Raw genomic sequence first — 26041 nt, forward strand, 5'->3', positions numbered from 1 at the left:
GTCGATTGAATCGTTTCAAGCCAAGGCATGCGAGTGAGCGTTGCGGCACCGTTTCCGGATTCTGTTCCGGACCCTTCCGACGCGTCTCCCGCGTCGTCCTTCCGCCCGGATGCACCGGTTGAAGCGCTGATCGTGGCCGATGTCGGTGGCACCTTCGCGCGCGTGGCGCATGCGACGGTGCGTGCCGGCCAGGCACCGCAGCTTAGCGGCCTGCGCCGCTATGCCTGCGCCGACTACCCCAGCCTGGCCGCGATCCTGGCCGATTTCGCCGCGACGCTGGCCACGCCTGCCGACACCGCGGTAGTGGCCATTGCCGGCCTGCTCGATGGCGACCACCTGGTCAACACCAACCTGGCCTGGCCGGTGTCGGTACAGGCGACCCGGCGCGGCGCCGGGCTGGCGTCGCTGGCCTTGATCAATGATTTCGAGGCGGTGGCCTATGCCATTCCCTTCGTGCAGGCCGAGACGCTGCATGGCTTGAACGGCGCGCCGGGCGAAGGCCTGCGCTGGCCGGCGCTGGTGCTTGGCCCGGGCACCGGCCTGGGCGCGGCACTGCGTTTCGAAGGCGGCCCGCGTCCGGTGCTGGCCAGCGAGGCCGGGCATGCCGCGCTCACCGCCGGCAACGCGTTGGAACTACAAGTGCTGCAGCAGATGCTGCAGCGCTGGGCACACGTGGACAGCGAACGCATCCTGTCCGGCAGTGGCCTGATGAACTTGTACCCCTGCCTGTGCGAGCTGCGCGGCAGTACGCCGCGTTGGCAGAGCACCGAGGCGCTGATCGCCGCCGCGCATGCGGGCGAGGATGCACTGGCGGTGGAAACGCTGGAGGTCTTCTGCGCCTGGCTGGGCAGCCTGGCCGGCGACCTGGCGACCACCTTCGGTGCGCGTTCGGTCTATCTGGCCGGCGGAATTTCTTCGCGGATCGAGCGCTTCCTGCACGATGGTCGCTTCCAGGCCCGCTTCCTCGACAAGGGCGTGATGCGCGAAGTGCTGCGGCAGGTGCCGGTGTGGCGGGTGGACCATGGCGAGCTGGGCGTGATCGGCGCGGCGGTCTGGCATGCCGGGCAGGGCGCACGCGCCGCTGCGTGAACAACCGCATCCGGGCTACCGGGTGCGGCATTGACCATTGCTGGGAGGGAATCGGATGACGGATCGCAGACAGTTCCTGCAGGCCGGTGCACTGGCCGCAGGTGTGATGGCGTTTCCCCGCGTGCAGGCCAAGGCCGCCGCAGGCGCGCGCGTGGTATCGACCTGGGACTTCGGGGTGGCCGCCAACCAGGCGGCGTGGAAAGTGCTCGGCACCGGCGGCAGCGCCCTGGATGCGGTGGAGGCCGGCGCGCGCTGGGCGGAAAGCGAGCTGTGCAATCCCACGGTGGGGCGTTGCGGCAATCCTGATCGCGACGGTGTGCTCAGCCTGGACGCCAGCATCATGGCCGGTGATGGCCGCTGCGGCTCGGTGGCGGCCCTGACCGACATCCTGCATCCGGTTTCAGTGGCCCGCAAAGTGATGGAGCAGACCCCGCACGTGATGCTGGTGGGCGAGGGCGCGCAGCAGTTCGCGCTGCAGCAGGGCTTCGCGCGGGAAAAGCTGCTGACCCCGGAAGCGGAGAAGGCCTGGCGCGACTGGCTGAAGACCGCGCAGTACACGCCCGAGATCAATGCCGAACGCCGCACCCGGCCCGGTGACAGCAGCAACCACGACACCCTCGGCATGCTCGCTCTGGACGCCCAGGGCCAGCTGGCCGGTGCCTGCACCACCAGTGGCATGGCCTGGAAGCTGCATGGCCGGGTGGGCGACAGCCCGATCATCGGGGCCGGGTTGTATGTCGACAACGAGGTCGGCGCAGCGACGGCATCGGGAGTGGGTGAAGAAATGATCCGCAACGCCGCCTCCTTCCTGGTGGTGGAATTGATGCGCCAGGGCCGCAGCCCGGCGCAGGCCTGCCGCGAAGCGATCGCGCGGGTGGTGCGCAAGCGCCCGGAGGCCAGCAAGACCCTGCAGGTGTGCTTCCTGGCGCTGTCGCGCAGCGGTGAAGTGGGGGCGTATGCGCTGCACCGTGGCTTCGTCTATGCGGTGTGCGACGCCGAACGCCAGGATCTGCTGCGCGATTCGCAGTCGGTCTATACCAGCGAGCAGGTATGAGCACGCCGCGCCGGTTGCTGGAAATCGCCTCCAATTCGGTGGCCTCCGCCTTGGCCGCGCAGCAGGGCGGTGCCGACCGCATCGAGTTGTTCGACAACCTGGCCGAGGGCGGCGCCACGCCGTCGTTCGGCAGCATCGCGCTGGCCCGCGAGCAGTTGCGGATTCCGCTGTATGTACTGATCCGCCCGCGTCCCGGCGACTTCCTGTATGACGCCGCGGAAGCCGACATCATGCTGCGCGACATCGAGAACTGCCGGCGACTCGGTTGCGATGGCGTGGTGATCGGTGCATTGGATGCCGATGGCGGCATCGACATGACCCTGTGCCGGCAACTGGTGGCCACCGCCGGCCCACTGGACGTGACCTTCCATCGCGCCTTCGATGCGGCGCGTGACCTGCCTGCGGCGCTGGAGCAGGTAGTGACGCTAGGTTGCGCGCGCGTGCTGAGTTCAGGGGGGCACGGCAGTGCCGAGGCCGGTGCAGGCGTGCTGGCAGCGTTGGTGGCGCAGGGGGCAGGGCGCATCGGCGTGATGGCCGGGGCAGGGCTCAGCGCAGGCAACATCGCCACGGTCGCTGCGCGCACCGGTTGCCGCGAACTGCATGCTTCGGCCAAGGCGCCACGGCGTTCGGCCATGCGCCACCACAACCCGGCCCTGACCGGGCTGTCGCCGGATTGGATCGCCACCGGCGTCGACGAAGTCGCCGCGCTGCGCGCCGCGCTGGACCGCTGACAATCCCGCAGAACAAAAAACGGCAGCCACCTGATACCAGCGTGGCTGCCGTGGAGGAACATCCCCGCCCGAAGGCGGGGTAACGTCTTAGAACTTCCAGTTCACGCCGAAGTACAACTGGCGGCCGGCATAGATGTTGGACACCAGGCGGGCCTGGCTGTCGTTGCCCAGGTAGCTGCGCAGTTCGGACTTGGTGGCGTTGAGCACCGAGGCGGTCAGCGTCCAGTCCGGGGTGATGTTGTAAGCGACGTTCAGATCCAGCTGATCGTAGGGCTCGGTGTAGGTGGTCATGCCATTGATGAGACCACCGACCACTTCACCACGACGGTTGTACGAGGCACGTGCCAGGAACTTATCGTTCTCGTAGAACAGGGTCACGTTGGCCTGGTTCTTGGCGCTGCCGACCAGCGGCGAGGAGCCGATTTCTTCGCCATCGAGCACGATCGACGCCAGGTTGGTGTCGTTGTAGGTGTAGTTGGCCTGCACGCCGAAGCCGAAGCCGAAGGTGTACTGGCCGTACAGTTCCACGCCCTGCGAGACGCCGTCACGGCCGTTGGCCTGGGTTTCGTACTTCTGCACCGTCACCGATTGCCCGCCGACGGTCATCTGCTGGTCGCGCACCACCGGCACGGTGAAGTTGTCCACGTTCTTGCGGAACAGCGACACGCCGGCCACCGCGCCGGGCTTGAAGTACCATTCCAGGCCGAGGTCGAACTGCACGGCCTCGAACGGCTCCAGCGCCTTGTTGCTGCCCGAGCCATACCAGCCGGGGGTGTCGGTGCCGCCGGCGACGCGGCGGTCGTTGCTGTATTCCTCGCTGACGTAGCGCAGGCCACCCGGGTAGGCGATGGAGGTGTAGCTGGGGCGGGCGATCACCTTCGATGCCGCGCCGCGCAGCACCAGGCTATCGGTGATGTCCCAGGCGATGTTGAAGCTGGGCAGGAAGTCGGTGTAGGTCTTGTCCAGCGAGCTGAGCGTGTAGACCTTGTCGCGCACCTGGTTGTCCGGCAGGCGCACGAAGCCGCCCTGGCAGCGCAGGGTCGGATCGGCGGCCGGGTCATCGCAGCTCATCGGTGCACCGGCGGCGTTGTCGACGAAGTAGTCGTTGAAGCGCTCGACCGAATCGCTGGACTGCGCGAACTGCTTGGTACGGACCACACGGACACCGACGTTGCCGCGCACGCGTTCGGTACGGAAGTTGGCCTGGAAGTAGCCGGAGTAGATCTTCTCGTTGACGTCGTAGACGAAGTCTTCTTCGGTACGGTTGTGCGAACCGCCGTAGGTCTTGTTCAGGTAGTCGATGTAGGCCGGGTAGTTGACGCCCGGGAACACGTTGGCGTTGAAGCCGCCGGCGATGTTGCTGATCGGGTTGGACAGGAAGAAGCCGGGCTGGGCGTTGCCGGCGGTGGGGTCGCAACCGGCCTGGTAGCGGTTGTTGTCATAGTCGGCCGGGTCCAGGCCCGGGCACACCCAATAGGTGTTGCCGGTGTTGCGGTGGACCTTGCCATCGCGGTACTTGGTACCGAACTGGATGGAATCCAGCCAGCCGGCTTCAAACAGCTTGGTGACATCGGCCTGGAAGTAGTTCTGTTCGACCTCGGTCTTCATCCACGACGAATCGGTGGAGCCGGTATCGACTTCGGCAATGCCGGCCATCAGCTGCTGCTGCAGGTCCGGCGAGAACTGCACCGACGGGGTGCCGGTCAGGTCCCATGCGGTGTACTGATTGCCCGACTGCCACGCGTTTCCAACCTTGCGGCGCGGCTTGGCCGACATCCGGAAGTTCATCGACGGGCCACCCTCGGACCAGGTGCGGCCACCGGTGAAGGACGCCTTCCACAGCGGGCTGATGTCCCAGTCGATGGTCAGGTCGGCCGTCTGCGAGAGGGCCTTTTCCTTGCTGTAGCCACCGGTCAGCTGCGGGGTGGGGATGGTGCAGTCGTCCGGGCCCCAACCACCTGGCTTCATGCCGGCCGCAGCGGCCTCTTCTTCGCTGCAGTAGTAGGTCTTGCCGGCCAGCTTTTCATACTGCGCACCGGTGACGATGCTGCCACTGGGGTCGAAGGTCAGGCCGTTGAGCAGGCGACCACCGTCCCAGTTGCCGTCCTGGTTGTAGCGCGCCAGGTTCCACTCCGGCACCTTGAGCATGTTCTGGGTGTAGTCACCCTGCAGCTCGAAGCGGAAGTAGTTGGCGGTCAGGGTCAGGTTGTCGATCGGCTTGAACTGGAAGGTCAGCTGGCCGCCCTTGCGCTCGCGCTTCTCTTCCTTCACCGCGAAATTGACCGAGGTCGGCATGAAGAACTCGCTGTAGTTCTTGCCGGTCTGGTTGTTGAAACCGGACTGCCCCCACCAGTAGTGGATGCCGTCCTGAGGCAGCAGGCCGCCGTTGGCATCACGGGCGGTGGTGCCGTCGCCATACCACTGGTAATCCTCGGTGCTGGCTTCCATGGTGCGGCTGGTGCGCTTCTGCTGGGTCACGCCGACCAGCACGCCGAAGCGCTCGTCCTTGCTGTGCCAGGAGTACAGCGCCGACGCCTGCGGATCGATGTCGTGGCTGGTGTCCGACGAGGTGCCTTCCAGATTCACGTAGCCGGAGTTGGCTTCCATCTCCAGCGGGCGACGGGTGTGCAGGATGACCGTGCCGCCGATGCCGCCTTCATCGATGCGTGCTTCCGGCGACTTGAACAGCTCGGCGCTGGACAGCATGTTCGACGGCAGCAGGGTGTAGTTGAACGAACGCGTGGCTTCGTTGTTGGTTTCCGAGGAGGCGACGAAGTTGCCGTTCAACTGGGTCAGGGTCAGGTCCGGGGCCAGGCCACGCACGCTCACCGACTTGCCTTCGCCACCACTGCGGGTGATGACCACGCCGGGCACGCGCTGCAGCGCGTCGGCCACGTTCTTGTCGGGGAACTTGCCCACGTCCTCGGCGGTGATCACTTCAACCACGGCGTTGGCGTCGCGCTTCTGCTGAAGGCTCTTTTCGATCGCGTAGCGGTAACCGGTGACCTGGACGCTGTCGAGCGTGGTGGCTTCCGGCGATGAAGCGGGGTTGGCCTGTTGTGCGAAGGCACTGACCGGGGCCAGCGCGGCGGCGAACAGCGCGGCGGTGATGGCTGCCGACAGCGTGTCGCGGTGGCGCATGCGTGACATCTTGTTCATTCCACTCTCTCCCTCTCCTGGATTGAAACGGTGGCGATACGTTATTGAATCGATCTAATGATTGGAACCGCTGTTGCCAGCGTCGAGGTACCGTGCGTCCCGCATGCAGCACGCGGTGGGCCCCCACCCACCGCTCCGGCCATCGTGACCGTTTGAAGTTGGATCGATCTAAACGATTGGCGGGGAATTTTTAGCACGGCCCGGCGGGGGAAGCATGCTGCTCCGCAATATGGCCGCGTCGTGTCAGCAGGGTGACTAACCGCACATTTCCATGAAAACGTTTTCTCGCGCGCGGCGAGGGGCGAGCGCTGGCGCAGGGCAGTCGCACCGGGGTCGGGGTGGGCAGACCCTGGCCGACACCGCCGGATGTTGCGCCGCAGAATGCAACCACGGAATTTCCCGTGCTTTACTTAAATCGATCTAAATTCACCAGAACGTGGATTTGGCGCTTTCCTGATGTCCCGCACTCTCCCCCCTGCCGCAAGGCGCGGGACGGGGCATCAGCGGCCCGGCTTCGGCCGGGCCACCCTTCACCGCACCGACATCGACCACAGGATCCAGCATATGCGCCGACTGCCGTCCGCTACTGTCGTTTTCCCGCCCCTGCGACGCCCTCTGGCCGGGTTGGCCTGCCTGCTGGCGCTGGCCTGCGCGCCGCTGCTGCAGGCCGCACCGGCCGCGCTCGAGCGCGAGGTCAACACGTTCATCGGCAGCAAGGACGATGGCAACACCTTCCCCGGCGCGTCGGCCCCGTTCGGCCTGATCCAGGTCAGCCCGATCGGCAGCCACTACGCCGGCTGGCGCTATGACGACGAGAAGATCCGCGGCTTCGGCCATTCCTTCGTGTCCGGTGCGGGCTGCTGGGAGCAGGGCGGCCAGGTCTCGGTACTGCCGGTGACGGGCAGCATCGGCAAGGGCGGCGATTTCAACATCGACGATGCCAAGAGCTTCGACCACAAGCGTTATGCCTCGACTTACAGCCATGACGGCGAAGTCGGCCAGGCCGGCTACTACAAGGTGCGTCTGACCAATTACGGCGGCATCGATGCCGAGGCCACCGCGCGCACCCGCGCCGCTGCCGAGCGCTATACCTTCGGGGTGGATGCCAAGACCGGCCACGTGCTGGTCAACGTCGGCCAGGCCAACGAGCGCCATTCGGTGATCGGCAGCGTGATCGATGTGGTGGGCGACCGCGCGGTCGAAGGCAAGCTGGTCACCAAGAGTTTCTGCGGCGGCCATCAGTACACCACCTGGTTCCGTATCGAGTTCGATCGTCCGTTCCAGGCGTTCGGGACCTGGGGCGAAGAAGGCGGCCTGCCGGGTGCGCGTCATCGCATGGAAGGCGAGCAGAAGCCCAGCGGTGCCTGGTTGAGCTTTGCGCTGGACAAGGGCGGCCGCGCGGTCACCGCGATCAGTGCGATCTCCCACGTGGACGCCGAAGGCGCGCGCCTGAACCTGCGCAGCGATGGCATGCAGGGCGGCAAGCTGCTGGGCTTCGACCGCATGCGTGCGCAGGCCCAGGCACAGTGGCGCCAGGAGCTGTCCACCGCGCGCATCGAAGGCGCCAGTGGCGATGATCGCAGCGTGTTCTACACCGCGCTGTACCACGCCTTGCTGCAGCCGATGACCGGCAACGATGCCGATGGCCGCTACCGGGGTTATGACGACGCAATCCACCGTGCCGACGGCTGGACGTACTACGAGTACTTCTCGCTGTGGGATACCTACCGGGCGCAGAACCAGTGGCTGGCGCTGACCCGCCCGCAGGTGGCACGCGACATCGGCCGCAGTCTGCTGGCAATCAACACGCAGGGCGGTTGGCTGCCGCGCTGGGGCTATGCCAATTTCGAAACCAACATCATGACCGGCGATCCGGTCACGCCGTTCCTGGTCGACCTGTGGCGTTTCGGAGCCCTGGCCGGCAGCGAGCAGGAGGCCTACACCGCGCTGCGTCGTAATGCCTTCGAACAGCCGCCCGTGAACTCGCGGCATGCCGGGCGCTCGGGCAACCCGGGCTATGTGGAGAACGGTTTCGTCGGCTATGACCGCGCATTCCCCTCCAAGGGCATGGACGTGGACCCGCACCATGGCGGCTCGGCCACGCTGGAATACGCCCTGGCCGACTGCGCGCTGGCACAGATGGCCGATGGCCTGGGCCATGCGGCCGACGCCGATACGCTGCGCGCCCGCGGTGGCAACTGGCACAAGGTGTGGGACCCGCAGGTGCAGGATGCGGAGACCGGCATGCAGGGCTTCCCGCGTCCGCGCCTGCCCGATGGCCAGTGGTATACGCCTTCGGACGGGCACTACAGCCCGCGCTCGCACCACGGTTTCCATGAAGGCACCGCGTGGCAGTACCAGTGGCTGGCACAGCAGGACGTGCCGGGCCTGGTCCAGGCCATGCACGGCCGTGAGGCGGCCGGCAAGCGCCTGGACGCGTTCTTCGCTTACGACGCGCTGGTGGCTGCGCCGCTGACGGCCGCGCGCAAAGAGTGGGTGGTGGGCCCGTACAGCTATTACAACCAGTACCGCTACAACCCCAACAACGAGCCGGACCTGCATTCGCCGTGGATGTACACGCTGATCGGCCAGCCGTGGAAGACCGCCACGGTGGTGCGCGCCGCGCAGCAGCTGTTCACCAATGCGCCCAACGGCGTGACCGGCAATGATGACCTCGGCACCATGTCGGCCTGGTACCTGTTCAGCGCGATCGGGCTGTACCCGGCCGTGCCGGGCAGCGGCCAGTTCCTGCTGCACACGCCGCGCTTTGCCAAGGTCGAACTCGACCTGGGCCAGGGCCGTCAGCTGACCTTGAACGCGGCCGGTGCCGATGGCCGCGCGCTGCAGTACATCCAGGGCGTGAGTGTCGATGGCAAGGCGCATGCACCGGTGTGGCTGGACTGGGACCGCCTGCAGCAGGGCGGCCGCATTGATTACACGCTGGGCGCGCAGGCACCCACCCGTGGCTGGGGCACCCAGGCCGACGCGCTGCCGCGCTCGTTCTGCGCCACCCCGGGTGCGGTGCTGGAATGAACCCGGGCCGCCGCGCGCGCCTACCTGCCGGTGCCGACGTTCGCGTCGGTGCCGACAGGGACCGTTCGCCGGTGCGATCGTTTAGGCTTGCGGAATGAACAGGAGCGCCTGGACGCGATGAAAGACAAGACCCCTCCCGCCGGCAAAGCCGGGCGTGCGGTCACCGTGACCGATATCGCCGAGGCCATCGGCGTCTCGCGCGCGACCGTGTCGCTGGTGCTGCGCGGCAGTCCGCTGGTCAATGTCGATACCCGCGCCCGGGTCGAAGCCGAGCTGCGTCGGCAGCGCTACGTCTACAACCGGGGCGCGGCCAACCTGCGCCGGCGCACCTCGTCCAGCGTGGCGTTGGTGATCAACGACCTGTCCAACCCGTTCTTCGCCGAATTCGCTTCCGGGGTCGACGAGGCGCTCGGGGCCAAGGGCTATGTCACCCTGCTTGGCAGCACCGGCGAATCGCCCGAACGCCAGCACGCGGTGCTGACCACGCTGATGGAACACATGCCGGCGGGCTTGATCCTGTCGCCGGCCGAGGGCAGCGATGCCGTGCAGGTGCGCCAGGTGCTGGGGCATGCCAACGTGCTGCTGTTCAACCGTGAACTGGCCGGCGCCGACTGGGACTTCCTGACCCTGGACAACCAGCAGGGCGCCTACCTGGCCACCCGCCACCTGATCGAACAGGGCCACCAACGCATCGCCTTTTTCGGTGGCCATGCCGATTCCAGCTCGTGCCACCAGCGGCGCAGCGGGTATGCGCAGGCGCTGGCGGAGGCGGGCAGGGAACTGCACCCGCAGTGGCTGATCGAATCGGCGCCGAACCGCCTGGAAGCCGCCGCGCGCACCGGTGAGTTGTTCGCGCAGGAGCCGGCGCCGACCGCGGCGGTCTGCTACAACGACAGCGTCGCGCTCGGGTTGATGCTCGGCCTGGCCTCGCGCGGAGTGCGCCCTGGCCAGGATTTTGCCGTGACCGGTTTCGATGATATTTCCGAGGCGGCGGTGGCATTGCCGCCGTTGACCACCTTGACGGTCAACCCGCGCGAGCGTGGCCGTCAAGCGGCCGAGCTGCTGCTGCAGCGGCTGGACCACCCCGACGCGCCGCCGCAGCGTACAGTTGCGCCGGTGCAACTTCGTATCCGCGCCAGCAGCGGCACCGCCGCTGCCTGATCGCCTTCCATTTCACCTGCTCGCGCAATGAGGCGCGTACTGAATGCCCATCTCCCCGACGCCCCGCATGCCCACCTCGTCTTCCTCGTCCGCGCCCGTGGTCAACACGCGCATGGCGCTGGGCGTGGCCACCACGATCTTCTTCATGTGGGGCTTCCTGACCTGCCTCAATGACATCCTGATTCCGCACCTGAAGGCCGTGTTCGAGCTGAACTACGCCAAGGCGATGCTGGTGCAGTTCACCTTCTTCGGCACCTACTTCCTGATGTCGCTGCCGGCCGGCCGGCTGGTCGCGCACCTGGGTTACAAGAAGGGCATCGTGGCCGGTCTGGCGATTGCCGCTGTGGGCGCGCTGGGCTTCTGGCCCGCCGCCGAGCTGCGCGTGTATGAAGCCTTCCTTGGCGCGTTGTTCGTGCTGGCCACCGGCATCACCGTGCTGCAGGTCGCCGCCAACCCGTACGTGGCACTGCTGGGGCCGGAACAGACCGCATCAAGCCGCTTGACGCTGGCCCAGGCGCTGAATTCGCTGGGTACGGCGATCGCACCGATCTTCGGCGGCCTGCTGATCCTCGGCAACACGGTCAAGAGCGCCGAAGAAATCGCCGTGCTGCCCTCGGCCGAACAGATCGCGTATCGCGTGCAGGAAGCACAGTCGGTGCAGGGCCCGTATGTCGGCCTGGCCATCGCGCTGGCGCTGCTGGCGGTGTTCGTCTACCTGTTCCGCCTGCCGGCGCTGACCGAGACTACCGAACAGGCCGACTCCGGCACGCACACGTTGCTGGACGCCCTGCGCCACAAGCACGTGCTGTTCGGCGTGCTGGCGATCTTCTTCTACGTCGGCGCGGAAGTGTCGATCGGCAGCTTCCTGGTCAACTACCTGTCGATGCCGAGCATCGGCGGCTTCAGCGAGAAGGAAGCCACGCATTACGTGTCCGCGTACTGGACCCTGGCGATGATCGGGCGGTTTGCCGGCTCGGCGATCATGACGCGGTTCTCCCCGCGCGTGCTGCTGACCCTGTTCGCGGTGGTCAACGTGCTGCTGCTGGCGCTGACCATGCTCAGCCAGGGCCAGACGGCGCTGTACTCGGTGGTGGCGATCGGCCTGTTCAACTCGATCATGTTCCCGACCATCTTCGCGCTCAGCATCGAGCGCCTGGGTCCGCTGACCAACAAGGCCTCCAGCCTGTTGATCATGGCCATCGTCGGTGGCGCAGTGGTGCCGTATCTGCAGGGCCTGCTGGCGGACGCGATCGGCTTGCAGCCGTCCTTCATCCTGCCGCTGATCTGCTACGGCTACATCATCTTCTACGGTCTGTCGGGCTCGCGCCCGAGCGCCGAATTCCGCCAGGGAGCCTGAGGCCAGAATGAGCAAGATTGTCTGTTTCGGCGAGATTTTGATCGATCTACTTGCCCAGCCACCGGCCACCGCGGATACCCCGCGCGCGTTCCTGCAGTACGCCGGCGGGGCCCCGGCCAACGTCGCCGTGGCGGCGGCGCGGTTGGGGGCCGACACCCATTTCGCCGGCATGCTCGGCCAGGACATGTTCGGCGACTTCCTCGCCGACAGCCTGGCCAGCGCCGGGGTCACCACCGACTGCATCGTGCGTACCGACGCGGCCAAGACCGCGCTGGCCTTCGTGGCACTGGATGACAGCGGCGAGCGCAGTTTCAGCTTCTACCGGCCACCGGCGGCGGACCTGCTGTTCCGCAGCAGCCACTTCCGGCCGAACTGCTTCGATGGCACGCGCAGCTTCCATGTATGTTCCAACAGCCTGACCGAAGCGGAGATCGCGGCGACCACGCTGGACGGCATGCGTCGTGCACGCGCGGCCGGGGCGATGGTCAGCATCGACCTCAACCTGCGTCCGGCGCTGTGGCCGGCCGATGTCGATCCCGCGCCGCGGCTGTGGGAAGCGCTGCTGCTGGCCGACCTGGTCAAGCTCTCGCGTGAGGAACTGGACTACCTGGCCGCCGCGCAGGACGGCGGCGATGCCGCGGTGATCGCCCGCCTGCTGGCCGCGCAGGCGCAGGCGGTGGTCGTCACCGACGGTGCCGCGCCGATCCAGTGGCATACCCGCCACGCCCACGGTGTGCTCAACGGCTTCCGCGTGAACACGGTGGACACCACCGCGGCCGGCGATGCCTTCGTCGGTGGGCTGCTGTTCGGGCTGGGCGAGCGCGGTGGTGACGGCGATGCCTTCGCCGGCTTCTGCCAGACCCCGGCCGGACTGGTCGAGGCGATCCGCTTCGGCGCGGCGGTCGGCGCGCTGGCGGTGACCCGCAAGGGCGCATTCGCCGCCATGCCCACGCTGGATGAAGTCCAGCACCTGCTGCAGCAACAACAGGAAAACGCCGCATGAGCACGCCGGTTCCCGCGACCCCTGATTTCCGTTCGCCTGCCTTCCTGCGCGCGCACATCGCGCAGACCATGGCCTTCTACGCGCCGCACGAGATCGACCCCCAGGGCGGCTTCTTCCACTACTTCCGTGACGATGGCAGCGTGTACGACGCCGGACACCGCCACCTGGTGAGCAGCACCCGTTTCGTGTTCAACCACGCCATGGCTTACCGCGAGTTCGGTAAGGCCGAAGACCTGGCCGCGGCCGAGCATGGCCTGCGCTACCTGCGCGAGGTGCATCACAACCCGGCCACCGGCGGCTATGCCTGGACGCTGCGCGATGGCGTGGTCGAAGACACCACCAACCACTGCTACGGCGTGGCCTTCGTGCTGCTGGCCTACAGCTGCGCGCTGAAAGCGGGCATCGAGCAGGCGCGGGCGTGGATGGACGAAACCTGGCAGCTGCTGGAACTGCGCTTCTGGGAGCCGGCGTTCGGCCTGTACAAGGACGAGGCCGATGCCCAGTGGAACTTCAGTGACTACCGTGGCCAGAACGCCAACATGCACATGTGCGAGGCGATGCTGGCCGCGTTCGAGGCCAGTGCGGAGCCGCGTTACCGGGACCGCGCACTGCTGCTCGCCCAGCACATGACCCAGCGCCAGGCCGCGCAGGCCGACGGCCTGGTGTGGGAGCACTACGACCCGCAGTGGCAGATCGACTGGAACTACAACCGCGACAACCCCAAACACCTGTTCCGTCCGTGGGGATTCCAGCCGGGCCACCAGACCGAGTGGGCCAAGCTGCTGCTGATCCTGGACCGGCACGTGCAGGCGGACTGGCTGGTGCCGACCGCGCGCCACCTGTTCGACGTGGCCGTGGCACGTAGCTGGGACGATGCGCGCGGTGGCCTGTATTACGGCTTCGCGCCGGATGGCACGGTCTGCGATGACGACAAGTACTTCTGGGTGCAGGCCGAATCGTTGGCTACCGCCGCGCTGCTGGCCGCGCGCACCGGCGAGGCAGAGTACTGGGACTGGTACGACCGGCTGTGGGGCTATGCCTGGCAGCACATGATCGACCACCGCTACGGCGCCTGGTACCGCATCCTGGACGCGGACAACCGCAAGTACAGCGACGAGAAGAGCCCGGCCGGCAAGACCGACTACCACACCATGGGCGCCTGCCACGAAGTGCTCAACGTGGTGCGCACCCCCATCCAGGGCTGAGCGCAGCACTACCGGTAACACCGCGATCGGGGAGGGAAGGGCCGTGTACGGGAATCTGCAGGATCGACTGAACAACGGCCGCCGCGCCTGGCGAGGTGTGCTGGCCAGCCTGCTGCTGTGGGCACTGGCCAGCACCGCCAGCGCCGCGCCGCTGCAGGCGCAGTGGACGTTCCGGCTGTTGCCCGGCGACGCACAGCTGCAGGCGCATCCGCAGCTGGCCTCGTGGCGCAGCGCGCAGGTGCCCGGCGCGGTGCACACCGACCTGCTCGCCCACGGCTTGATTCCGGACCCGTACGTGGGCGCGCCGGAGGCCGGCCTGCAATGGATCGGCCTGGCGGACTGGGAATACCGCACCCGCTTCGATGTGGACACCGCCACATTGGCGCAGGCGCATGCCGAGCTGTCCTTCGAGGGCCTGGACACCTTCGCCACGGTCACCCTCAACGGGCAGCCGCTTCTGCAGGCCGACAACAGCCACCGCACCTGGCGGGCCCGCGTCGAGGGCCGCCTGCGCGCGCACGGCAATGAACTGCAGATCGTGCTGCGCTCGCCGATCCGTACCCTGCTGCCGCAGGTGCAGGCGATGCCGCACAAGATCGCCGGCAACTATCCATCGCCCTATGGTGACGAGCCCAAGGACGCGATGGTCGGCAATTTCGTGCGCAAGCCCGGCTACCACTTCGGTTGGGACTGGGGCCCCCGTTACGTCACCGCCGGTATCTGGCGCCCGGTGCAGCTGGAAAGCTGGGGTGCGCAGCGCCTCACCGATGTGGCGGTGCAGACCCGCGCACTGGATGCGGCACGGGCCGAACTGGAGATCGCCGTGCAGGTTGAAAGCGCGTCGCGCGACAGCGTGGCGGTGCGTCTTGAGCTGCTCGACCCGGACGGCAGGACGGTGGCACGGATCGATCGCAACGCGCCCGTGGTCGTTGGCGACAACCGCATCACGCTGCCGGTGACGCTGCAGCAGCCACGCCGCTGGTGGCCGGTCGGGCAGGGCGAGCAGGCCCGCTATACCGTGCGTGCGACGCTGGCCCCGGACACCGCTGGCGCCACGCGCATCGAGCAGCGCACCGGCCTGCGCACGGTGGAACTGCGCCGCGAGGTCGACCGCAACGGCGGCCAGGGCTTCGCCTTCGTCATCAACGGCGTGCCGATCTTCGCCAAGGGCGCCAACGTCATTCCGTTCGACATGTTCCCGGCGCGGGTGGATCCAGCGCGCCTGCGCCGTGAGCTCACCGCGGCGCGCGATGCCAACATGAACATGCTGCGCAACTGGGGCGGCGGCTATTACGAGGACGATGCGTTCTTCGACATCGCCGACGAGCTGGGCCTGCTGGTCTGGCAGGACTTCATGTTCGGCGGCGGCATGCAGCCCGGCTACGATCCGGCGTTCCGCGCCAATGTGGTGGCCGAGGCCCGCGACAACGTGCGCCGCCTGCGCCGCCACCCCAGCATCGTGCTGTGGGCGGGCAACAACGAAGAAGAAACCGCCTGGAAGGACTGGGGCCACGGCCGCGACCTGAAGGCGGCCGATCCCGCTTTCGCCGCCCGCGTGTGGCAGGGCTACGTGGACCTGTTCGGGCAGGACCTCCGCCAGGTGGTGGCCGAGGAAGGGCTGGGCGTGCCGTACTGGTCCAGTTCGCCCAGCAACGACCTGGACGAGAAGGCCAACGATTCCACGCGCGGCGACAAGCACTACTGGCAGGTCTGGGGCAACCCGGCGCTGTCGGTGCAGGCCTACCTGCGCGAGACCCCGCGCTTCATGTCCGAGTATGGCCTGCAGGCCTGGCCGGTGCTGCGCAGCCTGGACGGCATCATTCCGGCCGCCGAGCAGCGGGTGGACAGCCCCACCGTGCGCGCGCACCAGAAGTTCATGGCCGGGGAGGGCAACCAGCGCCTGCTCAAGTACATCGAGGACGAGTTCGGGACGCCGCAGGATTTCCCTGCCTTCGTCTATCTCAGCCAGGCGATGCAGGCCGAAGGGATTGAGCTGGCCGCGCTGCATCACCGCGCCTCGCGCCCGTACACGATGGGCTCGCTGTACTGGCAGCTCAATGATGTGTGGCCGGGCGCGTCCTGGTCGAGCATCGACTACGCCGGGCGCTGGAAGGCACTGCATTTCCACGCCAAACGCTTCTTCGCCGACCATGCCGTTGCGGCATTGCGTGACGAAGGGGAAACCCGGATCAGCCTGCTCAACGACCGCCAGCAGGGCCTGCAGGCGACGTGGCGGCTGCGGGTGATGGATGTCGATGGCACGCTGCGTGACGAGCAGCGGCATACGCTGGCGTTGCCGCCGCTGGCAGCGCTGGAGGTAGGCCGTTATACCGATGCCCAGTTGCTGCGCGGCGCCGATCCGAGCCGTACCGTGGCGGTGGCCGAGCTGTGGGACGGCGAGCGCTTGCTGTCGCAGCAGGTGGTGTATTTCAAGGCCGCCAAGGCGCTGCAGCTGCCGCGCGTGGACATCGAAAGCACGCTGCGTGCCGATGGCGAAGGGTATGTACTGCGCCTGCGTGCCCCGCAGTTGGCGCGCGCGGTATGGGTCAGTTTCGACGGCCTGGATGCGGCGTTGGAGGACAACGCACTGACCCTGGTGCCAGGCGAAGCGGTCGAGATCCGTCTGCGCGCCGACGCCGACCTGGCCACGCTGCGTAAAACGCTGCGCGTCCAATCGCTGAGCGACGTACTGAAAAGGTAGAGCCACGCCACGCGTGGCTGCTTCTGGCGCCATCTCCGAAGCCCACCACCACGCATGGCGTGGCGTTACCCCGGGCGGGATTACATCCCGCTCTTGTTCGCCACTTCGATGCCGTCCACCAGCACCCGGATGCGCTGTTCGCGGAAGGCCGCGAACAGGATCGCGCGCGTCTTCTCCACGATCACCTCATGCCCGGCGATATGCCGCAGCCAGGACTGGGTGGTAGTGAACGAGAAATGCGTGCCCGGGTGCGCCGGGTGCTGCACCCACACGCTCTCCTGCGCGCTGACCAGCTTCATGCCGCCCCAGAACCAGTCGCGGGTCAGTTTCACCGGGGTGGCCCCGGCCATGAAGTCGATATCCATTACAGGGTGATCTGCTGGAAATTCTCGACCCGGTCGTGGCCGTGGGTGGCCTCGCCGGTGCGCGGCAGCGGGTAGTCGTCCAGGCGGTCGAGCAGGCGCGTCTGCACGCCGGCCTCGCGGGCAGCATCCAGTTCCTCGACCACATCGGAGAGGAACACGATCTGACCCGCCGGCACGCCGATGGCCTCCACGATGCGACGGTAGCTGTCGGCGTCGCGCTTGCCGCCCACTTCGGTGTCGAACCAGCCGGACACCAGCGCGGTCAGGTCACCGGCCTCGCTGAAACCGAAGAACTGCTTCTGTGCCGGTACCGACCCGGAGGAATACACGTACAGCGGCAGCCCGGCGGCATGCCAGCCCCGGAGCACGGCCGCCACTTCCGGATAGAAGTGCGCCTTGTAGTCGCCGTTGCGGTAGCCGCTTTCCCAGATCATGCCCTGCAGCGCCTTCAGCGCCGTGTGCTTGCGGTCCTGGTCGATCCAGCCCTGCAGCGTCTCCACGATCAGGCTGTCCTGGCAGGCGCCGCCGATCTCCACGGCCACCGCATCCAGCCAGCGGCGCACCTCCGGCTGCTGGCCATGCGCGGCGACAAACGCCGGCAGCGCCTTGCGCGCATACGGAAACAGCACGTTCTTGACGAACGAAATGCTGCTGGTGGTGCCTTCGATATCGGTCAGGATCACGGTGGGATGCGGCATGGATCAGTCGGCCTGGTGCTGTTGGGCGTGGTAACGCGGGAAGGTCTGGGCGATGTCACTGCCGGTGAAATGGCCGACCCAGCCGTCCGGCTCGGTGAAGAAGCGGATCGCCACGAAGCTCGGGTCTTCGCCCATGTCGAACCAGTGGGTGACGCCATCGGGCACCGCGATCAGGTCGTCCTTCACGCACTCGATCTCGTAGACCTTGTCGTCCACATGCAGGGTGAACAGGCCCGAGCCGGCCACGAAGAAGCGCACCTCGTCTTCCTTGTGGAAGTGTTCGTCGAGGAACTTCCTGCGCAGCTCCGCGCGGTTGGGGTTGTCCGGGGCGATCGAGGCCACGTCCACGCTCTTGAAGCCGTGCGCGGCCACCAGCCGGTCGATATCGGCCTTGTAGGCGGCGAACACCGCCTCCTGGCTGGCGCCCGGCGCAACGTCCTGGGTGGCCTGCCAGCGCTCGAAGGTGACCCCGATCTTCTTCAGCTCGGTGGCCATCACCGTGCCGTCGCGGGAGTCCAGCAACGGGGCGTCCGGGGCGGTGTCATGGAATATGCGGAGTCGGCTCATGGCGGCAGCAGCGAGGCGAAAGGGGGGAGGGAAAGGGTACCAGCGCGGCGCCGGAAGTGGGGACGCCGCTATTCAGCCGCGCAACTCAGCCGCGCAGCCTGCGCAGCTCCAGCTCGCAATGCAGCAGGAATTCGAACGCCTCCAGGTGACGGCGCGCCTCGGCCATATCGCGGCCCCAGGCATACAGGCCGTGGCCATCGATCAGATAGCCCCACAGGCTCTGGCGGTCCAGCAGGTCCTCGACCTGGGCCGACAGCACGTCCATATCCTGGGTATTGGCGAACACCGGCACCTCGATCGCCATCTCGTGCGTGCTGTTGCCGTGGAAGGCCTTCAGCAGCTCGTAGCCCTCCAGCCGGATATGCCCCTGCGGCGCATACAGTCGCGAGGCGATCGTCTGCACCGGCGAATGCGTATGCAGCACACAACCGATGTCCGGGAAGCGGCGGTACAGCTGGGTATGCAGCAGCGTCTCCGCCGACGGCCGCAGCGGCCGACCCACGGCCTTGCCGTCGAAGTCCACCACCATGATGTCGTCCTCGACCAGGCGTCCCTTGTCCTTGCCGGACACGGTGATCGCCGCATGGCGGTCATCCAGGCGATGGGAGAAATTGCTGCTCGTCGCCGGCGTCCAGCCGGCCTGGGCCAGCTCGCGCACGTTGTCGATCAGCACCTGGGCCAGCGCGCTCAGGCGCGCGGTGTCATACGGAAAGGTGGGGGCGTTCATGCCCCCATTTTACGGTGCCCGGGGGCCTTTGGGTGCGTCCTGTGCCGGCCAGCGGCCGGCACTACCGCCATTTCGTTCCGTCATCGGAAGGCCGTCTGGCGGCAGGGCGGTGTGGGTTTGCGGGGGTATCCGCGCCATGGATGGCGCGGCTAAGCCTCCAGGGATGGATTCACGGCGTCCCCCGCAAACCCACACCGCCCTGCCAACCCACGCATCAACTCAGAGCCGCCGTTGACGTTGCCGTCGCAGCAGCGCATTTACCGCCCGCGCATGCGGCTATGCCGGTAGCCATACCCGAAGTAGATCGCGAAACCGCCGAGCGTCCAGAACCCCATCAGCATCCAGTTGTGTGCCGTCATCGCCGTCAGCAGCGCAATGCAGCTCAACACCCCCAGGCTGCAGATCAGCCACGCCATCGGCATCCGGAACGGACGCGGCAGGTCCGGCTGCGTCCGGCGCAGGATCAGTACCCCCGCACACACCGCGGCGAACGCGATCAGCGTCCCCATCGAGGTCAGCTCGCCCAGGATGTCCAGCGGGAACAGCGCCGCCAGCAGCGCGATGCCAATGCCCGTGATCACCGTATTGATATGCGGCGTACGGTACTTCGGGTGGATCTTGGTGAACACCGGGGGCAGCAGGCCATCGCGGCCCATGATCATGAAGATGCGCGGCTGCCCGATGATCATCACCAGCACCACCGACGACAGCCCGATCAACGCACCGATCTCCACGATGATCCGCAACCAGCCCAACTGCGGATGCGCGGCCACGGCCGTCACCACCGGCTCGTCGGTGCCCAGCAGCGTGTACGGCACCAGCCCGGTCATCACCGCCGCCATCGCGATGTACAGCACCGTGCAGATCACCAGCGACAGCAGCATCCCGATCGGCATGTCGCGCTGCGGCCGATGCGATTCCTGCGCCGCCACCGACACCGCCTCGAAGCCGATATAGGCAAAGAACACCATCGCGGCACCGCGCAGCACCCCCTCGAAGCCGTACTTGCCGGGCCCCGCGTTTTCCGGAATGAACGGCGTCCAGTTGGCCGGGTCCACGTACTTCCAGCCGGCGATGATCACCAGCACGATCAGCCCAGTCTTGAGCACCACCATGGCCATGTTCATCGCCGAGGACTTGCTGATGCCGACGTAGCACAGCCAGGTCAGCAGCAGCACCAGCACCGCGGCCGGAATATTGGCGATCGCCCCGGTCGGGCGCAGCTGGCCGTCCAGCGGTGCACTCACCAGCGCCGCGGGCAGATGGATGTCGAAATGGCTGAGCAGGCTCAGGAAGTAGCCGGTCCAGCTGACCGCCACCGCCGAGGCCGACACGCCATATTCGAGCACCAGCATCCAGCCGATGAACCAGGCCGAGAGCTCGCCGAAGGTCGCGTAGGTATAGGTGTAGGCGCTGCCGGAAACCGGCACCATCGCCGCGAACTCGGCATAGGCCATCGCGCAGAACGCGCAGCAGATCGCCGCCAGCACGAAGGACAGCATGATGGCCGGGCCGGCGTGATTGGCCGCCGCCTGGCCGGTGATGACGAAGATGCCGCCGCCGATCACCGCGCCGATGCCCAGCGCGGTCAGCCCCCAGGGCCCCAGGGTGCGGCGCAGGCTCAGCCCGTTGGCGTCTTCATGGGCGGCGTGCGGATGCTTGGTGGCCCACAGTTGCTTGAACATGGTGTGTTTTCTTATAGGTATAGCGAACGTGGCACGGGCCGGCCGGGTGGCCGGCCCGTCGGAACCATCAGGCGGGCTTGTTCAGCTTGCTGTGGCGGATGCCGTAGCCGAAGTAGATGCACAGGCCCAGCAGGGTCCAGCCGATGAACAGGTGCCAATGCACCGCGAACGCCTGCCAGAACAGGAACAGGCACGACAGCGCGCCCAGCGGGCAGATCACCCACACCAGCGGCACGCGGAACGGACGCGGCAGTTCCGGGCGGGTGTAGCGCAGGATCAGGACGCCGATGCAGACCGTGGCAAAAGCCAGCAGGGTGCCCATCGAGACCAGTTCGCCCAGCACGTTCAGCGGCACCATGCCGGCCAGCGCGGCGGCGAGCACGCCGACCACGATGGTGGACCAGTACGGGGTGCGGAAGCGCTTGTGGACCTTGCCGAACAGCTTCGGCAGCAGGCCGTCGCGCGAGATCGTGTAGGCGATGCGGGTCTGGCCCATCATCATCACCAGCACCACCGAGGACAGGCCGGCAATCGCACCGATTTCCACCGCGGTCTTCAGCCAGGACAGGCTCGGGTAGGCTTCCAGCGCGGTGGCCACCGGCTTGTCTGTGCCCAGCAGGTGGTAGGGCAGCATGCCGGTCAGCACCGCGCACACGATGATGTAGACGATGGTGCACACCGCCAGCGAGCCGAGCAGGCCGATCGGCATGTTGCGCTGCGGGTCCTTGGTTTCACCGGCGGCGGTGGAGACCGCATCGAAGCCGATGTAGGCGAAGAACACGATGGTGGCGGCACGGAACACGCCGCTCCAGCCGAATTCGCCGGAGACGCCGGTGTTTTCGGGGATGAAGGGGTGCCAGTTGGCCGGGTCCACGTGCGCCGCGCCGATGCCGATGAACAGGCAGATCACGAAGACCTTGATGGCCACGATGATGGCGTTGACGAAGGCGGACTGGGTCACGCCCACGTACAGCAGGCCGGTCACCGCCGCCACGATCAGCACCGCGGGCATGTTGAACAGCTTGCCGGAGGCAACGAACTCCTGCCCGGTCCAGGCAATGGGCGCGGCGCTGAGCGCATCCGGGAACGGCATGTGCAGCGTGGTGGTGATGAAACTGATCAGGTACGCCGACCAGCCCACCGCGACCGAGGCCGAGGCGAACAGGTACTCCAGCACCAGGCACCAGCCGATGAACCAGGCCATGCCTTCGCCCAGGGTGGCGTAGGAATAGGAATAGGCGCTGCCGGAGACCGGCATCATCGCCGCGAACTCGGCATAGCACAGGCCCGCCAACGCACAGGCGAAGCCGGCAAAGACGAATGACAGCATCACCGCCGGGCCGGCGTGGTTGGCCGCGGCCTGGCCGGTCAGCACGAAGATGCCGGCGCCGATCACCGCGCCGATGCCGAGCATGATGAGGTGTTTGGCTGTGAGGGTCCGTTTCAGTGTGGGCTCGCCATCCAGGCTGCCTTCGATCGGTTCGCCAGCATCGACGTGTGCGGATGGTTGGACCGGTTTGACCCTCAACAGAGACTTCAGCATGCAGTGCTTCCCTAAGTGAACAAAGGTGAGGTGCGCGATACTTTGCCGCGCACCCTGATGGCGACTGGGCGCCCCTGCGGAGCGGGGCCCGCTGTACCTTAGCCAAAGCTGAAGCCTGCGCACAAGCACAAATGCAGCATGGCCGGGCGATAATCGGCAAATTCCGCCAGATACCGCTGCCACCATGACGTTGAAGCCTGAACCCGTTGCCGTTGCTGACGCCGCGCTACGTGCCCAACTGGCCGAATACGCGCAGCGACAGCCCCGACACGCTGCCCTGGCTGCCGAATTCAGCACACTTCTGGACGACCCCGAAAATCCCTTCCTGCGCGAGCGCCTGGCCGGCCATTTCACCGGCAGTGCCTGGCTGGTCAGCGCCGACGGCGAGCGCGTACTGCTCACCCACCACCGCAAGCTGGACCGCTGGCTGCAGCTGGGCGGGCATGCCGATGGCGTCCGCGACCTGGCGCAGGTGGCGCTGACCGAGGCCGAGGAGGAATCCGGCTTGAGCGCGCTGGTGCTGGAGGACGGCGCGCTGTTCGACATCGACAAGCACTGGATTCCCGAGCGCCGCGACGTGCCCGGCCACTGGCACTACGACGCCCGCTACGTGGTGCGCGCGCTGGGCAGCGAGCAGTTCGCGGTCAGCGAGGAATCACTGGCCCTGGCCTGGCGCGACATCCGTGACGTGGCCGATGCCATGATCGAAACCCCCGACGGCGACGATTCATTGCCGCGCATGGCAAAGCGGTGGTTGGCGCGGTGATGAAGCACCGACGACGGCCCTAGCGGTTGATACCCATCCCGGCGCCGGAGCGAAACGCAGCCGAGCATGGCTCGGCTCTACCAAAGCAACAGCCAACCCGGGTAGTGCCGAGCCATGCTCGGCAACCGCGCCCCAGCGCGGCACAAGATTCCGCAGCCGCAATCCCGAAGCACCGACAACGGCCCTCGCGGTTGATACGCCTCCGACGCCTGCATCCGGGTATCGCGGCGCCGGAGCGAAGCGCAGCCGAGCATGGCTCGGCTCTACCAAAGCAACAGCCAACCCAGGTAGTGCCGAGCCATGCTCGGCAACCACTACCCTCAATACAACACGCGCGTCCGCAACGTGCCCGGAATCGCCGCAAGCTCTTCGCGTACCGCCGCGGCGTCGGCCTCGCTGCCGGTGATGTCGATTACCACGTAGCCCACCTTCGCATCGGTGCGCAGGAACTGGCCGTCGATGTTGAGGTTGTGCCGCGAGAACGCCTCGTTGACCTTGGACAGCACGCCCGGCACGTTCTGGTGGATGTGCAGCAGGCGCAGGCTGTCGGCATGCTCGGGCAGGGTGACTTCGGGGAAGTTCACCGCCGACAGGGTGCTGCCGTTGTCGCTGTAGCGGACCAGCTTGGCCGCCACTTCCACGCCGATGTTGTCCTGCGCTTCCAGCGTGCTGCCGCCCACGTGCGGGGTCAGGATGACGTTGTCGTGCGCGGTCAGCGGCGACACGAACGCATCGCCATTGCCCTTGGGTTCGACCGGGAACACATCCAGGGCAGCGCCGCCGATATGGCCTGAACGCAGCGCGGCGTCGAGTGCCTCGATGTCGACCACGGTGCCGCGCGCGGCGTTGATCAGGTGTGCACCAGGCCGCATCCGGGCCAGCTGCCCGGCGCCGATCAGCCACTGCGTGGCCGGCGTTTCGGGTACGTGTACGGTGACGATGTCGGCGCGCGCCAGCAGGTCGTCCAGGCTGATCGCGGCACGCGCGTTGCCCAGCGACAGCTTGGTTTCGATGTCATGGAAAATCACCTGCATGCCCATCGCCTCGGCCATCACCCCGACCTGGGTGCCGATGTGGCCGTAGCCGATGATGCCCAGCGTCTTGCCGCGCACTTCATGGCTGCCGGCGGCGGATTTGGACCAGCCACCGCGATGGCATTCGGCGTTCTTCTGCGGAATGCCACGGGTGAGCATGATCGCCTCGGCGATCACCAGCTCGGCCACGCTGCGGGTGTTGGAGTAGGGCGCATTGAACACCGGGATGCCGGCCAGTTCGGCCGCGTCCAGGTCGACCTGGTTGGTGCCGATGCAGAAGCAGCCCACCGCCATCAGGCGCTTGGCATGGCTGAGCACCTCGGCATTGAGCTGGGTACGCGAGCGGATGCCGACGATGTGTGCCTCGGCGATGCGCGCCTTCAGTTCGTCCTCGGGCAGCGCCTTGCTGTGCAGTTCGATCTGCGAATAGCCGGCCGCGCTGAACACGTCGATCGCGGTCTGGCTGACCCCTTCCAACAACAGCACACGGATATCCTGCTTCGGGAACGAGGTCTTCTTCGGCGACATGGGCGGCGGGCGACGTGAGGGGGACAAGCACCCAACTATGCCAGAACGGCCGCGCGATTGTGCAGTGCGCCAAAGCCGCCCGGGGATGGTTTCAGCTGCATCCAATTTGACCGCCGCTGCACTGCCGGGGCTGGACGCCACTGCACCCGGCTGGCAGGCTTGCGGGCTTCCTTGTTCCGTCCCGACTGCCATGACCGATCCGCGCCTTTCAACGCTGTTGCAGGACTGCCCCGGGCTGCGGCTCACCACCGAGCCGGCCGACCTTGAGCACTACGGGCGCGACTGGACCCGGCGCTGGGCCCCGGCGCCGCTGGCGATCGCGTTGCCCGGCAACGTCGAGGAAGTGCAGGCGATCCTGCGCTGGGCCAGCGCCGAGCGCGTGGCGGTGGTGCCGTCCGGCGGCCGCACCGGCCTGTCCGGCGGCGCCGTTGCCGCCAACGGTGAGCTGGTGCTCAGCCTGGAGCGGATGAACAAGCCGCTGGCCTTCGACGCGGTCGACCGCACGCTAACCGTGCAGGCCGGCATGGCACTGGAAGCGGTGCACAACGCCGCGCGGGAGCACGGCTTGATCTACCCGGTGGATTTCGCTGCGCGCGGTTCGTGCTCGATCGGAGGCAACATCGCCACCAATGCCGGTGGCATCCGGGTGATCCGCTACGGCAACACCCGCGAGTGGATCGCCGGGCTGAAGGTGGTCACTGCCGACGGCCAGCTGCTGGAACTCAACAAGGGCCTGATCAAGAATTCCAGCGGCTACGATTTCCGCCAGCTGCTGATCGCCTCCGAAGGTACCCTCGGGGTGATCGTGGAGGCCACGCTTCGCCTCACCGATCCGCCGCAGGCCAGCAACGTGATGCTGCTGGCGCTGCCCTCGTTCGAAGTGTTGATGCAGGTCTTCGCCGCGTTCCGTGAGCGCATGCAGCTGCAGGCCTTCGAGTTCTTCACCGACCGCGCGCTTGAACACGTGCTGGCGCATGGCGCGCAGGCGCCGTTCGACGAGGTGCATCCGTTCTACGTGGTCACCGAGTTCGCCGCCGGCGATGACGCCCAGGAGGCCGCGGCGATGGCCGCGTTCGAGGCCTGCATGGAGCAGGGTTGGGTCAGCGACGGCGTGGTCAGCCAGAGCGATGCGCAGGCCGCGCAGCTGTGGCGGCTGCGCGAAGGCATCACCGAGGCGGTGGCACGCTACAAGCCGTACAAGAACGATGTGTCGGTGCGGATCTCGTCGATGCCGGCCTTCATGGCCGAAACCCAGGCGCTGATCGGCGAGGCGTACCCGCATTTTGACGTGGTCTGGTTCGGTCACATCGGCGACGGCAACCTGCATATCAACGTGCTCAAGCCCGACGCGACGGCGGATGCGGAGTTCCTGATCCAATGCGAGCACGTGACCAAGCTGCTGGCCCAGGTGCTGGCCCGTTTCGATGGCAGTATTTCGGCCGAACACGGTATTGGTCTGGTCAAGAAAGGCTATCTGGACAGCACCCGCAGCGCGCCGGAAATCGCCCTGATGAAGGCGGTCAAACGTGCGTTTGATCCACAAGGGCTGCTGAATCCCGGAAAAGTGTTCGACCTCTAAGCCGCGACAGGCTTTCACGCAGCCTATACGCTCTGCGCTTTCCACCTCGAACGACA

19 protein-coding genes are annotated in these 26041 nt (G+C 66.9%); 11 read left to right on the forward strand and 8 right to left on the reverse strand.

The window, feature by feature from the left end:
- Nucleotides 1–27: 27 nt before the first annotated feature.
- Genes AC3IPM_RS08895 through AC3IPM_RS08905 form a run of 3 tightly spaced genes read left to right on the forward strand, consistent with a single transcriptional unit; the run spans nt 28 to nt 2874 of the window.
- Nucleotides 28–1089: a glucokinase gene (locus AC3IPM_RS08895; protein WP_489303579.1), complete on the forward strand. Its 1062-nt coding sequence runs from the start codon at nt 28–30 to the stop codon at nt 1087–1089.
- Nucleotides 1090–1144: 55 nt separating this feature from the next.
- Nucleotides 1145–2143, forward strand: coding sequence for a glycosylasparaginase (locus AC3IPM_RS08900; RefSeq protein ID WP_489303580.1), 999 nt, complete (start codon nt 1145–1147; stop codon nt 2141–2143).
- Nucleotides 2140–2874: a copper homeostasis protein CutC gene (locus AC3IPM_RS08905; RefSeq protein WP_489303581.1), complete on the forward strand. Its 735-nt coding sequence runs from the start codon at nt 2140–2142 to the stop codon at nt 2872–2874. Before AC3IPM_RS08900 ends, AC3IPM_RS08905 begins: the two co-directional genes overlap by 4 nt.
- Before the next feature lie 87 nt (nt 2875–2961).
- Here the strand turns inward: AC3IPM_RS08905 and AC3IPM_RS08910 are convergent, their stop codons facing one another.
- On the reverse strand, nt 2962–6033 hold the full coding sequence (locus AC3IPM_RS08910; RefSeq protein ID WP_489303582.1) for a TonB-dependent receptor: 3072 nt from the start codon (nt 6031–6033) through the stop codon (nt 2962–2964).
- 564 nt (nt 6034–6597) lie between these two features.
- Between AC3IPM_RS08910 and AC3IPM_RS08915 the strand changes: the two genes are divergently transcribed.
- From AC3IPM_RS08915 to AC3IPM_RS08940, 6 genes are all read left to right on the forward strand, one after another.
- The gene (locus tag AC3IPM_RS08915) at nt 6598–9066 is read left to right on the forward strand and encodes a GH92 family glycosyl hydrolase (protein WP_489303583.1); all 2469 of its coding nucleotides are present in this window, start codon (nt 6598–6600) and stop codon (nt 9064–9066) included.
- Between the two features lie 117 nt (nt 9067–9183).
- A complete protein-coding gene (locus tag AC3IPM_RS08920; RefSeq protein ID WP_489303584.1) occupies nt 9184–10227 on the forward strand; it encodes a LacI family DNA-binding transcriptional regulator in 1044 nt (347 codons plus the stop codon).
- 43 nt (nt 10228–10270) lie between these two features.
- Nucleotides 10271–11584: an L-fucose:H+ symporter permease gene (fucP, locus tag AC3IPM_RS08925; RefSeq protein WP_489303585.1), complete on the forward strand. Its 1314-nt coding sequence runs from the start codon at nt 10271–10273 to the stop codon at nt 11582–11584.
- Between the two features lie 7 nt (nt 11585–11591).
- Nucleotides 11592–12587, forward strand: coding sequence for a carbohydrate kinase family protein (locus AC3IPM_RS08930; protein ID WP_489303586.1), 996 nt, complete (start codon nt 11592–11594; stop codon nt 12585–12587).
- Nucleotides 12584–13792 (forward strand): AGE family epimerase/isomerase, encoded by a 1209-nt coding sequence (locus AC3IPM_RS08935; protein ID WP_489303587.1) that lies wholly within the window; start codon nt 12584–12586, stop codon nt 13790–13792. Before AC3IPM_RS08930 ends, AC3IPM_RS08935 begins: the two co-directional genes overlap by 4 nt.
- Before the next feature lie 55 nt (nt 13793–13847).
- Nucleotides 13848–16493, forward strand: coding sequence for a beta-mannosidase (locus AC3IPM_RS08940; protein WP_489304062.1), 2646 nt, complete (start codon nt 13848–13850; stop codon nt 16491–16493).
- Nucleotides 16494–16573: 80 nt separating this feature from the next.
- On the opposite strand, the gene AC3IPM_RS08945 is transcribed toward AC3IPM_RS08940, so the two are convergent.
- The 6 genes from AC3IPM_RS08945 to AC3IPM_RS08970 all read right to left on the reverse strand — a co-directional run bounded on the left by AC3IPM_RS08945 (nt 16574) and on the right by AC3IPM_RS08970 (nt 22078).
- Nucleotides 16574–16858 (reverse strand): hypothetical protein, encoded by a 285-nt coding sequence (locus AC3IPM_RS08945; RefSeq protein WP_489303588.1) that lies wholly within the window; start codon nt 16856–16858, stop codon nt 16574–16576.
- Complete coding sequence (gene mtnC, locus AC3IPM_RS08950; RefSeq protein WP_489303589.1) at nt 16858–17556, reverse strand: acireductone synthase; 699 nt, start codon at nt 17554–17556, stop codon at nt 16858–16860. The genes AC3IPM_RS08945 and mtnC overlap by 1 nt, the downstream gene beginning before the upstream one ends.
- Before the next feature lie 3 nt (nt 17557–17559).
- A complete protein-coding gene (locus AC3IPM_RS08955; protein WP_489303591.1) occupies nt 17560–18123 on the reverse strand; it encodes a 1,2-dihydroxy-3-keto-5-methylthiopentene dioxygenase in 564 nt (187 codons plus the stop codon).
- Nucleotides 18124–18208: 85 nt separating this feature from the next.
- Nucleotides 18209–18850: a methylthioribulose 1-phosphate dehydratase gene (locus AC3IPM_RS08960; RefSeq protein ID WP_489303593.1), complete on the reverse strand. Its 642-nt coding sequence runs from the start codon at nt 18848–18850 to the stop codon at nt 18209–18211.
- A gap of 257 nt (nt 18851–19107) precedes the next feature.
- Nucleotides 19108–20535 (reverse strand): amino acid permease, encoded by a 1428-nt coding sequence (locus AC3IPM_RS08965; RefSeq protein WP_489303595.1) that lies wholly within the window; start codon nt 20533–20535, stop codon nt 19108–19110.
- Nucleotides 20536–20602: 67 nt separating this feature from the next.
- Nucleotides 20603–22078 carry an amino acid permease gene (locus AC3IPM_RS08970; RefSeq protein ID WP_489303597.1) on the reverse strand — a complete coding sequence of 492 codons (1476 nt, stop codon included), beginning with the start codon at nt 22076–22078 and terminating at the stop codon, nt 20603–20605.
- Between the two features lie 184 nt (nt 22079–22262).
- Between AC3IPM_RS08970 and AC3IPM_RS08975 the strand changes: the two genes are divergently transcribed.
- Entirely contained in the window at nt 22263–22844 is a 582-nt protein-coding gene (locus tag AC3IPM_RS08975) for an NUDIX hydrolase (protein WP_489303599.1), read from the forward strand.
- A gap of 320 nt (nt 22845–23164) precedes the next feature.
- On the opposite strand, the gene serA is transcribed toward AC3IPM_RS08975, so the two are convergent.
- Entirely contained in the window at nt 23165–24406 is a 1242-nt protein-coding gene (gene serA / locus AC3IPM_RS08980; protein ID WP_489303601.1) for a phosphoglycerate dehydrogenase, read from the reverse strand.
- 190 nt (nt 24407–24596) lie between these two features.
- On the opposite strand from serA, the gene AC3IPM_RS08985 reads away from it, so the two are divergent.
- Nucleotides 24597–25985, forward strand: a complete 1389-nt coding sequence (locus AC3IPM_RS08985) for an FAD-binding oxidoreductase (RefSeq protein ID WP_489303603.1) — start codon at nt 24597–24599, stop codon at nt 25983–25985.
- The last annotated feature ends 56 nt before the right edge of the window (nt 25986–26041 follow it).

Source organism: Stenotrophomonas sp. GL_111 (assembly GCF_057835245.1).